The organism is Vibrio sp. A1-b2 (assembly GCF_021726015.1).
Taxonomy (GTDB): domain Bacteria; phylum Pseudomonadota; class Gammaproteobacteria; order Enterobacterales; family Vibrionaceae; genus Vibrio; species Vibrio diazotrophicus.
The window spans coordinates 1-13,818 of the sequence record NZ_JAKKCI010000010.1; the positions used below are offsets into that span (position 1 = coordinate 1).

At 42.4% G+C, this 13,818-nt stretch carries 16 protein-coding genes; 10 read left to right on the forward strand and 6 right to left on the reverse strand.

The window, feature by feature from the left end:
• From L3V23_RS17520 to L3V23_RS17530, 3 genes are all read right to left on the reverse strand, one after another.
• Window positions 1-280, reverse strand: a 280-nt coding sequence (locus tag L3V23_RS17520; RefSeq protein WP_237291962.1) for a DUF1293 family protein, incomplete at its 3' end; no start/stop codon positions are given.
• A complete protein-coding gene (locus L3V23_RS17525) occupies window positions 277-1,419 on the reverse strand; it encodes a replication initiation factor domain-containing protein (RefSeq protein WP_237292669.1) in 1,143 nt (380 codons plus the stop codon). The genes L3V23_RS17525 and L3V23_RS17520, both read right to left, overlap by 4 nt.
• Window positions 1,403-1,621 (reverse strand): hypothetical protein, encoded by a 219-nt coding sequence (locus L3V23_RS17530; RefSeq protein ID WP_102942168.1) that lies wholly within the window; start codon window positions 1,619-1,621, stop codon window positions 1,403-1,405. Before L3V23_RS17530 ends, L3V23_RS17525 begins: the two co-directional genes overlap by 17 nt.
• Before the next feature lie 133 nt (window positions 1,622-1,754).
• Here L3V23_RS17530 and L3V23_RS17535 point away from each other — a divergent pair, with 133 nt between their 5' ends.
• Window positions 1,755-2,123, forward strand: a complete 369-nt coding sequence (locus L3V23_RS17535) for a DUF3693 domain-containing protein (protein ID WP_237292670.1) — start codon at window positions 1,755-1,757, stop codon at window positions 2,121-2,123.
• 138 nt (window positions 2,124-2,261) lie between these two features.
• On the opposite strand, the gene L3V23_RS17540 is transcribed toward L3V23_RS17535, so the two are convergent.
• From L3V23_RS17540 to L3V23_RS17550, 3 genes are all read right to left on the reverse strand, one after another.
• Complete coding sequence (locus tag L3V23_RS17540) at window positions 2,262-3,977, reverse strand: response regulator (protein ID WP_102966573.1); 1,716 nt, start codon at window positions 3,975-3,977, stop codon at window positions 2,262-2,264.
• On the reverse strand, window positions 3,974-5,173 hold the full coding sequence (locus L3V23_RS17545; protein WP_102966572.1) for an FIST N-terminal domain-containing protein: 1,200 nt from the start codon (window positions 5,171-5,173) through the stop codon (window positions 3,974-3,976). Before L3V23_RS17545 ends, L3V23_RS17540 begins: the two co-directional genes overlap by 4 nt.
• Before the next feature lie 113 nt (window positions 5,174-5,286).
• Window positions 5,287-5,643, reverse strand: a complete 357-nt coding sequence (locus tag L3V23_RS17550; protein WP_102966571.1) for a hypothetical protein — start codon at window positions 5,641-5,643, stop codon at window positions 5,287-5,289.
• Window positions 5,644-5,903: 260 nt separating this feature from the next.
• On the opposite strand from L3V23_RS17550, the gene ccoN reads away from it, so the two are divergent.
• The 9 genes from ccoN (at window position 5,904) to L3V23_RS17595 (ending at window position 13,797) form a co-directional block, all read left to right on the forward strand.
• Complete coding sequence (ccoN, locus tag L3V23_RS17555) at window positions 5,904-7,331, forward strand: cytochrome-c oxidase, cbb3-type subunit I (RefSeq protein WP_042482416.1); 1,428 nt, start codon at window positions 5,904-5,906, stop codon at window positions 7,329-7,331.
• Between the two features lie 13 nt (window positions 7,332-7,344).
• Window positions 7,345-7,965, forward strand: coding sequence for a cytochrome-c oxidase, cbb3-type subunit II (ccoO, locus tag L3V23_RS17560; RefSeq protein ID WP_042482413.1), 621 nt, complete (start codon window positions 7,345-7,347; stop codon window positions 7,963-7,965).
• Window positions 7,966-7,977: 12 nt separating this feature from the next.
• Window positions 7,978-8,148 (forward strand): CcoQ/FixQ family Cbb3-type cytochrome c oxidase assembly chaperone, encoded by a 171-nt coding sequence (locus tag L3V23_RS17565; protein WP_042482410.1) that lies wholly within the window; start codon window positions 7,978-7,980, stop codon window positions 8,146-8,148.
• A 7-nt stretch (window positions 8,149-8,155) separates the two neighbouring features.
• Window positions 8,156-9,133, forward strand: a complete 978-nt coding sequence (ccoP, locus tag L3V23_RS17570; protein WP_042482406.1) for a cytochrome-c oxidase, cbb3-type subunit III — start codon at window positions 8,156-8,158, stop codon at window positions 9,131-9,133.
• A 99-nt stretch (window positions 9,134-9,232) separates the two neighbouring features.
• Entirely contained in the window at window positions 9,233-9,712 is a 480-nt protein-coding gene (locus L3V23_RS17575; protein ID WP_102966570.1) for a FixH family protein, read from the forward strand.
• A 4-nt stretch (window positions 9,713-9,716) separates the two neighbouring features.
• Window positions 9,717-12,095: a heavy metal translocating P-type ATPase gene (locus tag L3V23_RS17580; RefSeq protein ID WP_102966569.1), complete on the forward strand. Its 2,379-nt coding sequence runs from the start codon at window positions 9,717-9,719 to the stop codon at window positions 12,093-12,095.
• Window positions 12,096-12,287, forward strand: coding sequence for a cbb3-type cytochrome oxidase assembly protein CcoS (gene ccoS / locus L3V23_RS17585; RefSeq protein ID WP_042482398.1), 192 nt, complete (start codon window positions 12,096-12,098; stop codon window positions 12,285-12,287).
• Window positions 12,277-12,954 (forward strand): sulfite exporter TauE/SafE family protein, encoded by a 678-nt coding sequence (locus L3V23_RS17590; RefSeq protein ID WP_237292671.1) that lies wholly within the window; start codon window positions 12,277-12,279, stop codon window positions 12,952-12,954. The genes ccoS and L3V23_RS17590 overlap by 11 nt, the downstream gene beginning before the upstream one ends.
• A 90-nt stretch (window positions 12,955-13,044) precedes the next feature.
• Entirely contained in the window at window positions 13,045-13,797 is a 753-nt protein-coding gene (locus L3V23_RS17595) for an FNR family transcription factor (protein WP_042482392.1), read from the forward strand.
• Window positions 13,798-13,818: the final 21 nt, after the last annotated feature.

Below are 13,818 nucleotides of genomic sequence, written 5' to 3' on the forward strand. Positions count from 1 at the left end.
CGCCCGACAACGGATCGTTCGGGTTGATTTCCATTTTCAATTCGTACTCACGGCGAGGCACTAACGCGCCGGTTTTCTCCAGCTTGAGCGCGTACTGGTAATCAAGCTGAATAGGGTGGTCAAACTGCGGATTCACATCGCCCGATTCGCCTAATGTGCGGCGTTTGAACTTCTCCACGTTGATTTCACGCAGTGGACGCGAGATATTGAGTTGCGCACCATCACCACGAAAACTGTTCCAAATGATGTCCACGCCTAACACAAATACACCTTTACTCATGATTTACACTCCAATGGGTCGACTGACCGGTTTGTAATGGACTGGATTAACGCCGTATAGGTATCGGGGAAGCTGAACTTGCGCCCGTCCCGTTGCAGTAATCCAATGACCTTGGGAATATCGCCGTCGAACTCTTCAATCAGCGAATTGAGGATTTTTCCGTACTGGCGGCGCATCCAATACGCCGCCGTTAACACATCACAAGCCACACGCTTTTCAGGGCGAGGCTTGGTATTAAAGGCAGGAGCGCTACTTATAGACGCACTAAAGGTATTGAGTGCGGCGAACGCGCCATCAGGATTTAATAGGGCATCGATGTCCCATTTTTTCAGTTCACACTCGGTGCGATACCAGACCATGCCGTTCTGCGCCAGATTCTGCTCCAGCGCCTTGTTGTAGATACGCCAGTAAATGCGTGAGGTTCGAGAGCCAACAGTCACCATTTCTTGGCTGTAATGCTTCGCGCCATGCTCACCAAAGCGGTATTTGTGGTTCTCGTTAACGGTCGGTGAAATGCCACGTGAAGCGGTTCTAAACGCATCCTCATAAGCGGCTTTTAAAGCGTAATCACAATCAAACAAGCCGTGATAATCGTCATACGCCAAATCCAAACGCGCCAATTGTTGAACGCCTAACACATTAGATAACCAGCCGTGCAGTTCCCACGCTTGCAGTTTGGCAAACACGTGCTTGCAGCCAGTGCCGTTGATTTGAAAATGCACCGTGTCTTGGTTGCCACCAATACCAACGAAGCCGCAAAAATCTTCACCGTCTGCGGTCGTGAGTTTCATCGACTCGGTGTAGAACTGAAAACCAAATCCACGCGGCGCGTTCATGGTTAAACCAAGCACATGAGTAACGAACAATTTCAAACAACGGTCTAAATACTCTTGATACTGAATGCGGAAGAAATTGCGGTAAGCCTCAATGTCGTCAGCACTGTGCGCACGGAAATCGGTATTGAAGACAGGCTCTTGTGGGAAAAAGCGCGCTATGGGATTCATCATCAAAGTGTTACGGCGTGACTTTTTCTTCACATCAGGGTCATGCTGATGTGTGTCCATGTAAGTGGCACGTGCACAGTGGCGCAAGTCTTTCACTTTCATGGTGAAACAGAGGTAATCAATACTGACAGCCATCGAAAACCCCTAAGTTCATGCGCTGTTGCGCGGTGGTGTTGGTGATGTCGACCAACTCGTAATGCGGGATTTCGGCGTCAGCCCAAGCACACAGATGATTCATACTGCGAAAAACGTCCCATTCGGTCGAACCGTACACAAGTACGGAAACCGAATAGTCGGGCAGTAAGTCATAGTAAATCTTGGTGGTGAGCTTGAGCATTTATCGAATACCAGCCTATAATCGTGACAAATTTAATAGCGATTTTTCGCAATACTAATTGCACATTTCCGCAATTACTAGATGCGAAATTGCGCAAGATTTAAGCTAATATCGGTAAAAAAGGAGTCTATCGATGTATCAAGGTCAGCTGTTAGATGCCTATAAAAAGGCGCAAAACTACATACAAGACAAGCAAATTGCCCATGATTTGAATGTTCATCCGTCTAGAATCTGTGAAATGCGCAAAGGTTCGCGCTATATATCTGATTCAGAAGCAGTTTTTCTCGCAGAAAATGCAGGAATTCCTCCTGAGTTGGCATTGCTGGGAATACACGCTGATCGCAACGAAAATGTGACAATAAAAGCCATGTGGGAACGCATTGCAAAAAAGTTCAATAAGCAAGGATTGCAAAGATTATCAATGGGTTACGGAGCGATTGTTATGGGATATGGTGTGATTCAACAATCTATTAATGAGTGCGCATTATATGTATTATGTTAAATGTGGTTTTCTAGGTTCGAATAGCATACCTGTATTGCACGGATAACTGCTCTATTCCTTGTGCGTTTTAACATAATTGGTATTTACCATAAAATACCTAATAACTACATTTATCATCTGTGATTAAAAATGTAGTTATTAGGCTGTAAACCTTTCTATAACTGATGAGATTTCATTGATACGCATCGGTTTAAGCATAAAGTCATTCATGCCGGCTTTTAGGCATTCGTCTTTATCGTCATCCATTGTGTGTGCTGTTAGTGCAATGATCGGGACACTAAGACTCTTAGCGCGAATTTGTTTGGTTGCTTCAATTCCATCCATCACTGGCATTGAAATATCCATAAAGATTAGATCGAATTGTTCGTCGTTTTTGATGAGCTCTACTGCTTGTTTACCGTTATCGGCTAATGTCACGTTGTAACCTAGGCGGCTCAGCATTAATTGTATTACTATCTGATTGGTTTTCGTGTCTTCAACTACCAAAATGTTATAAGTTTTCTCTTGGTTCTTCTTAATTGCTGCGTTGGTAATTGTGCCCTTGGATACATCCATGCAACTATCTTTCAGAGGAATCGTTATTTCAAAGCAACTTCCTTTGTGTAATGTGCTGCTAACTGAAATTGTTCCTTTCATCAGTTCCACAAGATGTTTAGTTATGGTTAACCCTAGTCCTGTGCCGCCATAATTTCGAGTATGCGAGCTATCCGCTTGTATAAATGGTGAGAACAGTTGTTCAACTCTGTCGCTTTCTATTCCTATGCCCGTGTCGTTAACCTGTATATTCAATTTTCCACCGAGATCATAAAGTGACACTGTGACCATGCCTTTCTCAGTGAATTTAACGGCGTTACCAACAACATTAAACAGTATTTGAGTTAAACGAACGGGATCGACTAGATACTCAGTTGTAGGACAAAGTTTTACATCAACGCAAAATGTAATGCCTTTATCTTCTGCAAGCTGACGGTGATATTCCAAGGCATGATTTAGTTTATGGTATAGATTTACTTTGTGACACTGTAGCTTAAAGTGACCAGATTCAATACGGCTCAGATCCAGTACATCGTTGATTATCACAAGAAGTAGTTCCGCCGAATGCTCCATTTGTTCCAACAGATCCAGTTGATGAATGTTAGATGTATCTCTTAAAACATCAATTAAACCTAACACAGCATTCAATGGTGTCCTTAACTCATGACTCATCATGGCTAAAAATTGAGATTTAGACTTGTTCGCCTGCTCTGCAAGTTGTTGTGCTACAACGAGTTCTTTGGTCTTTATATCAACAAGTCTTTGTAACTCTTCTTTGTATTCAATATCGCTAATTGCTCGCTCTAGAAGCGGCCTAAATCGAAGTAGCGTTGTTTTCATATCTAGGCTGAACTGGCCTTTTTTCTTCCCGAGCAGCAACAGTACTGAATCTGATGTTTGAGTTCTAATTCCGGTGATTAGGGCTGATTCAATCTGATTTTTGAGGAAGCTATTGAGGTATTTAAACTCATCAAGCTTGATAGGTTCAAAAAGTATGATGGATTCGCCATCAAGTACGCGCTGAAATTTGGTCCCGTTTAACCAGTTCTTTCCTGTGAACGCAATATTGGACGTAAGAAATGTGGAGTAGCTTGCGTTGTCCTTGCCTTTGGATATTACGATGAAGTCATTGAACTTAATGTATCGACTGAGCACTTTCTTTAATTCATCGAAGATTTGATATTTGTTATCCGCTCGGCTAAGTGCAGACAAAGCCGCTAGGATGACTTGGTTCTCTTCGGTTATTAGGCGTTCCCGCTCTCTGCTACGTTCTAACTCAAGCAACGTTTCGTTGAAATGTTCAATATATTGCTGCTTCATAGATAGTGCTCTGACTCGTAAAAGATTGCAGATGAAATCATTAAATTGCCGTGGGCATTTTCTCCGCCGACAAGTTTCCCTTGTTCACCAAAGGTGAAAGGACAGATGAAAGGACAACCATTCATTTGAGAGATGATTTTTTCATACACTTCTCTCATTTGTTTCCCTAGATGCAGCATAGAACCAGCGCAAAAAATGATGATGCCACCAACCATCTCTGTTTCATTGTAGTTCTTTATATTGGCATCTTTTACAAATCTTGATGCTCTTTCTATTAGATGTGCTTTTGAGCCAGTCATTAAGGTTATGGTCTCTCCTACTTTGCTTTCGGAAAACATTTCTAAAGCATCTTCGTCAGTAATACGAATTGGATGTGACAATTTAAAATATGGTTGATTGTCTATATGACCAACGACATTTCCGATAGGAAATTCAGAGATATAATCAAATAAGTATTCGTCTAGAATCGATAATCCAGACCACTCACTCAACCATTGTTGATAGACCTGTTTAGCTGGCATTTTATCGATAGCATAAATGTAACGTCCACAGGCATTAGTCACTCTACCTGAGTACTCTGTAGGCGAATATCCAACACTCAAACTTGTGGCAACAGGTATGGAAAGAAAACCGACAAGAATAGTCAAAGCTTCAGATGAATCATTATGTTCATTGGACACTGACCAGTTTCCGACGATATTATTGTCGGCAGCGGTTCCACCTATAATTGGTACCTGAGTTCCGAACTGTGCGTCAATCGCTTCTATAATTCGTTCTTCGTTACCTGGAGTTGAATGGAGGACGATAAAGTCTGGAACTTCACCGACTCTGTTTGCTTTTAAAAGAGCTTCATTAACGGCTGAACCAACTATTTCGTCGTACTGAATACAATCTTTAAGGCTGACATAAGCTGTACCGTAGGCGCTGCTCTTTGAATCATCGTAAATTGCCATAACACCAATAACGGTCCCACTGTGTATCCCCTTGTCTGTCATTAAACCATTACAGGAAGAGCAACCGATAATCGGAATATCTGGAAAGTAACAAGAAAAAAAGCTGGAAAGGTTTTGGTTACTATAGGTTTCGGTGTAGTAACAAACTATTGCACTGATACCGGTCAGATTGATGGAAGACCGGATCTCTTTGATGGCGTCATTAGCATCTGGATTATTTGAAATAGCTGTTTTAAGTCGCATTTACGAGTTACTTATGTATACAGTCCGAATTAATTTATACCCCATAATAATTTAGATATGTATGGCGCTCTCCTCTCTATGTCACATAAGTCTTATAAATTGAACGATGTAAACTAGTTTTCAACCTCAATTTTTACTGAGTTATTAATAATAAAATAATCAACTGTATTAACTTTGTTACTTTTAGGCAAAAGCGCAACAACTTGAGCGTTTCTTGTCACCTCTCCTTCGTAAGTAATTTTCCAATCTTGGGGAATTGGATAAACATTCAACAACCCTGTTTGCTTATCATTTTTTGTAACAGTTATTTTTTCATTATTTACAAATACAAAACAATTTGGCTGAGGCTTGCAAGTCACCGTGCTTACCTCTGTATATGTGATCGTTCTCCAAAAGAAAGCGATAACAAGCAAGGTTAAAGTGATGAGAATTTGAGCAAGCCTGTGTTTTGTAAGCTTTTCAGCTGCCATTAGAGTGGGTTCCTCGTGTAACAAAGTTCAAAGTTTTGAAATAAAAGGGCAAAACCTGATAAAGGGTAAGGTTACTACACTGTCATTGAATTGTTAATTGCAGTATACTTTTCCGCTTGAAAATGCCACTTTTTCGTAAAGTCAGCAATAGCTATTAACGTTTTGATAAAACTTTAATTTTGTTGTGGATTTGGGTGGCATTGCGACATTTGTCGTGTTGGAAGAAAAGTGTAGTTAATTAGACATTGGAAGCATGCAAAATGAGCCAAGAAAAGCAGCTTGAACAAAACTATAACTATACAGTCGTTCGTCAATTTACCTTAGTGACTATTCTCTGGGGTATTGTCGGAATGGGTGTAGGTGTTTTGATTGCCGCTCAATTAGTTTGGCCACAGCTAAACTTTGATACGCCGTGGCTGACGTATAGTCGTCTCCGTCCGTTGCATACTAATGCGGTGATATTCGCGTTTGGTACAAGTGCCCTGTTCGCAACCTCTTATTATGTTGTACAGCGTACCTGTCAGACTCGTCTATTTGGTGGGCCGCTTGTTGCATTTACCTTTTGGGGATGGCAAGCAATCATTTTATCCGCAGCAATTTCTCTACCATTAGGTTTTACCTCTGGTAAAGAATATGCTGAGTTAGAATGGCCTATCGATATTGCTATCGCAGTAGTATGGGTTTCTTACGCAGTGGTGTTCTTTGGAACACTTGTGAAACGTAAAACGTCTCATATATATGTAGCAAACTGGTTCTTTGGGGCCTTCATTATTACTGTTGCTGTTCTGCATATTGTAAACAGCATGGCAATCCCAGTATCAATGACTAAGTCATATTCGATTTATTCAGGTGCTGTCGATGCTATGGTTCAATGGTGGTATGGTCACAACGCGGTAGGTTTCCTACTAACAGCTGGTTTCCTAGGTATGATGTACTACTTCGTACCTAAGCAAGCAGAACGTCCAGTTTACTCTTACCGTTTATCGATTGTTCACTTCTGGGCATTGATTTCACTTTATATCTGGGCAGGTCCGCACCACTTACACTACACCGCTCTTCCTGACTGGACTCAGTCTTTGGGCATGGTGATGTCTTTGGTTCTATTCGCTCCTTCTTGGGGTGGTATGATCAACGGTATCATGACGTTGTCTGGTGCATGGCATAAGCTACGTTACGACCCTATCCTACGTTTCCTAATCGTATCTCTGTCTTTCTACGGTATGTCTACCTTTGAAGGCCCAATGATGTCGATTAAGACAGTAAACGCACTTTCTCACTACACTGACTGGACGATTGGTCACGTTCACTCTGGTGCATTGGGTTGGGTTGCAATGGTATCGATTGGTTCTGTATATCACTTGATCCCTCGCCTGTTTAACCAAGAACGTATGTATTCAGTTAGCTTGATTAATGCTCACTTCTGGTTAGCAACAATCGGTACTGTTCTGTACATCGTGGCGATGTGGATTTCGGGTGTCATGCAAGGTTTGATGTGGCGTGCAGTTAACTCTGACGGTACGTTAACTTACAGCTTTGTAGAGTCTGTACAGGCTTCGTACCCATTCTATACCGTACGTTTCATCGGTGGTTTTATTTTCTTATCTGGTATGTTCCTAATGGCATACAACACATATAAGACGATTTCTGCTCCGAATCACAGCCTAAAAGCTATCCAACAACCAGCGTAAGGAGATTTAAAGAATGAGTTCAGATTCTAATAATCGCCATGGCATTATCGAACGTAACGTCGGTTTGTTGGCAATTATGATTGTATTCGCCATCAGTTGGGGTGCTTTAGTTGAAATCACTCCGTTGATTTTCCAAAAGCAAACTACTGAGCCAGTAGAAAACCTGAAACCATACACTGCATTGCAGATGGAAGGTCGTGACATTTACATCCGTGAAGGCTGTAACGTGTGTCATAGCCAAATGGTTCGTCCTTTCCGTTCTGAAACAGAACGTTATGGGCACTACTCTGTAGCAGGTGAAAGTGTTTGGGAACATCCATTCTTATGGGGTTCTAAGCGTACTGGTCCTGACCTTGCTCGTGTTGGTGGTCGTTATTCTGATGAATGGCATCGTGTTCACTTGCTAAACCCTCGTGAACTAGTTCCAGAATCGAATATGCCAGCTTTCCCTTGGTTAGCTGAAAACGTACTGGATGGGAAAAATACTCAGAAGAAACTTGAGGTTTTCCGCAATCAGTTCGGCGTACCATATACGGATGAACAAATAGCGAATGCGGCGAAAGATGTTGAAGGAAAAACAGAGATGGATGCCATCATTGCTTACCTTCAGTCTATTGGTCACGCAATGAAATAAACAGAGGTAATTATGGATATCGGTACTATTCACAGTATTTGGACCATAACGTTGTTTGTCTGCTTCATCGGTGTTGTTTGGTGGGCGTTTGGCAAAAAGCGTAAAGCGCGTTTTGACGAAGCCGCAAACTTGATCTTTGCAGACGAGCAAAAAGAAACACCCTCTAATAAGAACAAGGAGTGACTGAGTAATGACGACATTTTGGAGTCTTTGGATCATCGTAATTACGGTTGGTACCCTACTTGGATGCGCAATTCTTCTCGTTTGGTGTCTTAAAGACAAAATGGGTGTTGAAGAAGGCGCTGACATGGGCCACGAGTACGATGGTATTCGCGAGATAAATAACCCGCTGCCTAAGTGGTGGACCTATCTATTTGTTAGTACGTTCATCTTTGCTGCTGTCTATTTAACGCTTTACCCAGGTTTGGGGAATTTTAAAGGTGTTTTAGGCTGGCAAAGTTCAGACCAAAAAGTACGTACATTGGAAGAATCAAAAGCTTCTATTGCTAATGCTCAAGAAACGAAAACTCTTGTTCAATACGCGAAGGAACTTGATGATGCCGATGCGTACTTCGGTGAAGCTTTCAAGCGTTTAGCGTACAAAGATGGTGGTTCGGAACTGCGTCCTGTCCCTGAAATTGCAGCAGATTCTGATGCATTGAAAGTTGGACAACGTTTGTTCCTACAAAACTGTTCTCAGTGTCACGGCTCTGATGCTCGTGGTCAGAAAGGTTTCCCTAACCTAACTGATAACGCGTGGCTTTATGGTGGTGAGCCTGATGCAATCGTGACAACGATTCGTCATGGTCGTATCGGTCAGATGCCGGCATGGAAAGATGCATTGGGTGAGCAAGGTGTAGCTGAAGTAGTGAGTTATGCACTTAGCCTAAGTGGTCGTTCTGTAAATGCTCGTGAAGCTGAAGCAGGTAAAGCGCGCTTCGTAGTTTGTGCAGCTTGTCACGGTACAGATGGTAAAGGTAACCCTGCTGTTGGTGCGCCTGACCTGACTGACCAAGATTGGTTGTTCGGCGATTCACGTGCTGCGGTAACTGAAACAGTGATGTACGGCCGTTCAGGTGTAATGCCTGCATGGATTGACATTCTAGGTGAAGACAAGGTGCAGCTCGTTTCTGCTTATGTCTGGAGCCTAAGCAATTCAGATAAATAGTAAAAATCTAATAACAGCCCCTTTCTTAGGGGCTGCTTTTTTCTTAAATTTAAGCCTTCTAAGTTTAATCCCTTCTTTTTTGTTGTAGAGAACTTTTTTATGGTAAAGCCTTGGTATAAACAATTTTGGCCGTGGTTCCTGATTATCCTTCCACTTACTGTTGTTGTATGGACAATCGTTACGGTTATCGTGTTTTCGAATAACTCAGTTTCATTGGTTACTGAGGATTACTATAAAAAAGGAAAAGGCATTAATGTAGATTTGTCTAAGATACACGTAGCTAAAGATCTTGGTCTGAATGCTGCTGTTAGCTCTCAAGGCAATGACATTATTATCCAGTTTAACAAAGGCAAACTGGATCACTATCCAGCTATTCAGGCGATGTTTGCTCACAGAACCCTTGCCGATAGAGACTTCTCACAGCTGATTACTGCTGATGCAAAAGGCAATTACAAAATTACTCGCGATGATGAGATGCAAGGCCCTTGGTTCATCGAGTTAACGCCACACAATGGTGAATGGCTGGTTCAAGGCCGAGTTACATTCCCTTCTGCTTCACCGACTCAACTGATGAACTAGTGATATGAGCAAAGCGTGTTACCACTGCGGTGAAGATGTACCAGAGAACACCGATTTCAAAGTCACCATTCTCAATGAAGAGCGCGATATGTGCTGCCCCGGTTGTAAAACCGTGGCAGAAACCATTGTTGATAATGGACTCGTATCCTATTACCAGTTTCGAACAACAACTGCGGATAAAGTTGAGTTAGTTCCGGAACAGCTAAAAGCATTGATCCATTACGATAACTCTGACGTTCAGGCTGAATTCGTCAGAAATGTGGATTCACACTCAGAAGTGACATTGTCACTAGAGGGGGTATCCTGTGCAGCGTGTGCCTGGTTGATAGAAAAGCAGCTGGTTAAAGAGCCTGGCGTAATAGGAATTCGTGTCAATACCACAACAAATAGAGCTCTGCTCAGTTGGGATAAGTCTTCTGCAAAACTCAGTGATATACTTTCTCGCATTCATAACCTAGGTTACAAAGCTGCGCCTTTTGAAGCTGATAAGCACGAAGCTCAATATCACCAATCAATGAAGCAATATCTATATCGTCTGGGTATTGCTGGTCTAGCAACAATGCAAGTTATGATGCTTGCGGTTGCTTTGTACTTGGAAGCGTTTGCTGATCTAGATAGTGAATTTAAAAACTACTTCCGCTGGGTGAGCTTGTTGTTTGCTACTCCTGTGCTCCTATATTCCGCATTTCCCTTCTATGTCAACGCATGGCGAAGTATTAAAGGTCGCACTTTGGGAATGGATGTTCCCGTATCTATCGCCTTGATCTTTGCTTATGTCGCAAGCTTGTTTGCAACTGTTACTCAAAAAGGCGAAGTCTTCTTTGAGTCTATTTCCATGTTCACCTTCTTCCTACTGGTGGGACGTTTTCTGGAAATGCGAGCGAGACGAAAAGCGGCTGCGGCCAGTGGAAACCTATTAAAATTAATTCCAGCAATTGCCACACGTGTTGATGGCTCTCAAACGCCAGTTAAGACTCTGCAAATTGGAGAGAAAATTCGCGTATTACCCGGAGAGCATGTTCCCGCTGACGGCGCGGTTGTTTCAAGCCGTATTCATGTTGATGAATCCATGTTGACTGGCGAATCGCTACCTGTTGTTAAAAACATTGGCGACGCTGTATATGCTGGGACACTGAACGGCGATGAATCATTTGACCTTGAAGTAACGGCAACAAAAGCAGATTCGGTAATTTCAAACATTGTTCGCCTCCAAGACGACGCTCAATCATCGAAGCCGAAAATTGCTGAGATTGCAGATGTTGTGGCGAGATACTTTGTTGCCATCATTTTGGTCATTGCTTTGGGAACATGGTTGTTCTGGCATAGCTCGCGCCCAGACGATGCCTTCTGGATTATGTTATCTGTGCTCGTTGCTACCTGCCCTTGTGCTCTTTCATTGGCAACACCAACTGCGATAACCTGTGCAACCTCTCGCCTTGGTAGCTATGGCATTTTGCTTCGTAAAAACCATGTATTTGAAACACTGTGTAATGTTAATCATCTCGTTTTGGATAAAACGGGCACACTCACTCATGGCAACATCGAAATCAGTGAGGTAAAACTACATTCACAAGAGTGGACCAAAGAACAATGTTTAGCGATTGCTGCAGGGCTTGAACAATACGCTAATCACCCTATTGCACGAGCATTTAAACCTTACCTAAACGCTGACTTTGTTTCGTCAGACGTCAAAAACATTATTGGTTCGGGAATAGAAGGTTCGTTTGAGGAATACAGAGTTTGCATCGGTAATGCGGATTATGTTCTGGAGAGTAAAGACATAATTAACGAGCGAAACGCCGTGTATATGTCTATTGATGCTAAACACGTTGCGACTTTCTTTTATCAAGACCCCATTCGTTCTGAAGCAAAAAGCTTCATTGAGAAGTTTCACCAAGCAGGTATTCGAATCACGCTATTGACGGGCGATTCTCAAGTTAATGCTGAAACTGTTGCGAGTGAACTCGGTGTGGATAATGTAATCGCACAAGCCAAACCTGAAGATAAACTCAATTACTTACGCTCGCTGGATCCGCAAGACATTACATTAATGGTTGGTGATGGTATTAACGATGCCCCAACGCTTGCGGGGGCTCATCTATCTGTTGCCATGGGCGGTGGCACTGATGTTGCCAAAGCTTCTGCTGATATGGTGTTACTCGGAGACAAGTTAGATCGTCTTCTGGACGCTCGAGAACTCGCTTTAAAAACTCGTAGCATTATCAGACAGAATCTTGCTTGGGCTTTGGGGTATAACTTGGTGATTTTGCCCTTGGCTGTCGCAGGGTTTGTTGCCCCTTATGTCGCGGTTGTAGGTATGTCTGCGAGCTCGATTATAGTAGTATCTAACTCTCTTCGATTACTGAAGGAACAGAACAACTAAATGGAAAGCTTGTATATTTTAATTCCCATCGCGATCGTCATTGTAGCCGTAGCAGTTGCCATATTTTTGTGGGCGGTAAAAAGTGATCAGTTCGAAGATCTAGAGCGCCAAGGTCATAACATCTTGTTTGACGAGGATGAGCATTTAACGCCAAAGAATCATTCTGATAACGAAAAAAAAGATGAACGCTGATTTCGTTGGAGCCTTTGTTGTCGGTTTATTAGGTACAGGACATTGTGTCGGAATGTGCGGTGGTTTAGGTGCCCTGCTAAGCATTGGCCAAGGCACCAATAAATCGACTCTTCCAATCGTATTTTATAATGTTGGGCGTATATTCAGTTACTGTGTTTTTGGCGCACTGATCGGTGGGTTAGCCACAACCTTAACTCAAATATCGACTCTCAATCATTCGCTAATCTGGCTAAGAATTTTGTCCGCGATGATGATGATAATTCTTGGGTTGTATGTCGGTCGTTGGTGGTTTGGGTTACTCAAGCTAGAAAAGCTGGGCACGGGCATATGGAAATACATTTCTCCTCTCGGGCGAAAACTACTTCCACTAAAAAAAAGCTGGCATGCTCTCCCTTTTGGAATTATCTGGGGGTGGCTACCTTGCGGTTTAGTCTACTCTGCGCTAACGTGGGCGGCTGTTTCCGGTAGTACTATTGAGGGCGCCTTGATTATGGGTGCATTCGGCCTTGGAACATTGCCTTCTATGTTGCTCGTTGGATTTGGAGCAACACAAATTAAGCAGTTACAGCAGTCGTCTATTTTTAGGACAATTGCTGCAATTTCAATTATTTGTTACGGCATATATACCGGTTACAACGCAATAAACATGCTAGTTAATCTTAGCTAGATGATTGATTAGCAAAATGATTTTTTTAACTATCCTTTAGTGTGAAGGGATGCTAAAATATTGATGTAAATCAATTAGTGAAAGGTCGTTATGATTTCGGAAAAGCCTGCTGCGAAGCGAATTCAATCTGGTGGATGTGCTATTCACTGCCAAGACTGTAGTATTAGCCAACTATGTATTCCATTCACTCTTAACGAGTCTGAATTGGATCAACTTGACCAAATTATTGAGCGTAAAAAGCCAATTCAAAAAGGTCAGGAATTGTTCAAAGCTGGTGACGAACTGAAGTCTTTGTATGCAATCCGTTCAGGAACAATCAAGAGCTACACCATTACAGAACAAGGTGACGAACAGATTACTGCTTTCCATCTTGCAGGTGATTTAGTTGGCTTTGATGCAATTACGGGCGATGCACACCCTAGTTTTGCTCAAGCACTTGAGACCTCTATGGTTTGTGAAATTCCTTATGAGATCCTAGATGACCTTTCAGGCAAAATGCCTAAGCTTCGCCAACAAATTATGCGCTTAATGAGTAACGAAATTAAGGGCGACCAAGAGATGATTCTTCTGCTATCTAAGAAAAATGCTGAAGAGCGTCTAGCTGCGTTCTTGTTTAACCTTTCTACTCGTTTTTCTCAACGTGGTTTTAGCCCGAGAGAGTTCCGTTTAACCATGACTCGTGGTGACATCGGTAACTACTTAGGTCTAACAGTTGAAACCATTAGTCGCCTACTTGGCCGTTTCCAAAAATCAGAAATCCTGAGTGTAAAAGGCAAATACATCACAATTATCGATCATGATGCTTTGATGGAGTTGGCTGGCGTCTCCAAAGAAAGTAAATAAACATCAATGACGTAGCTCAAC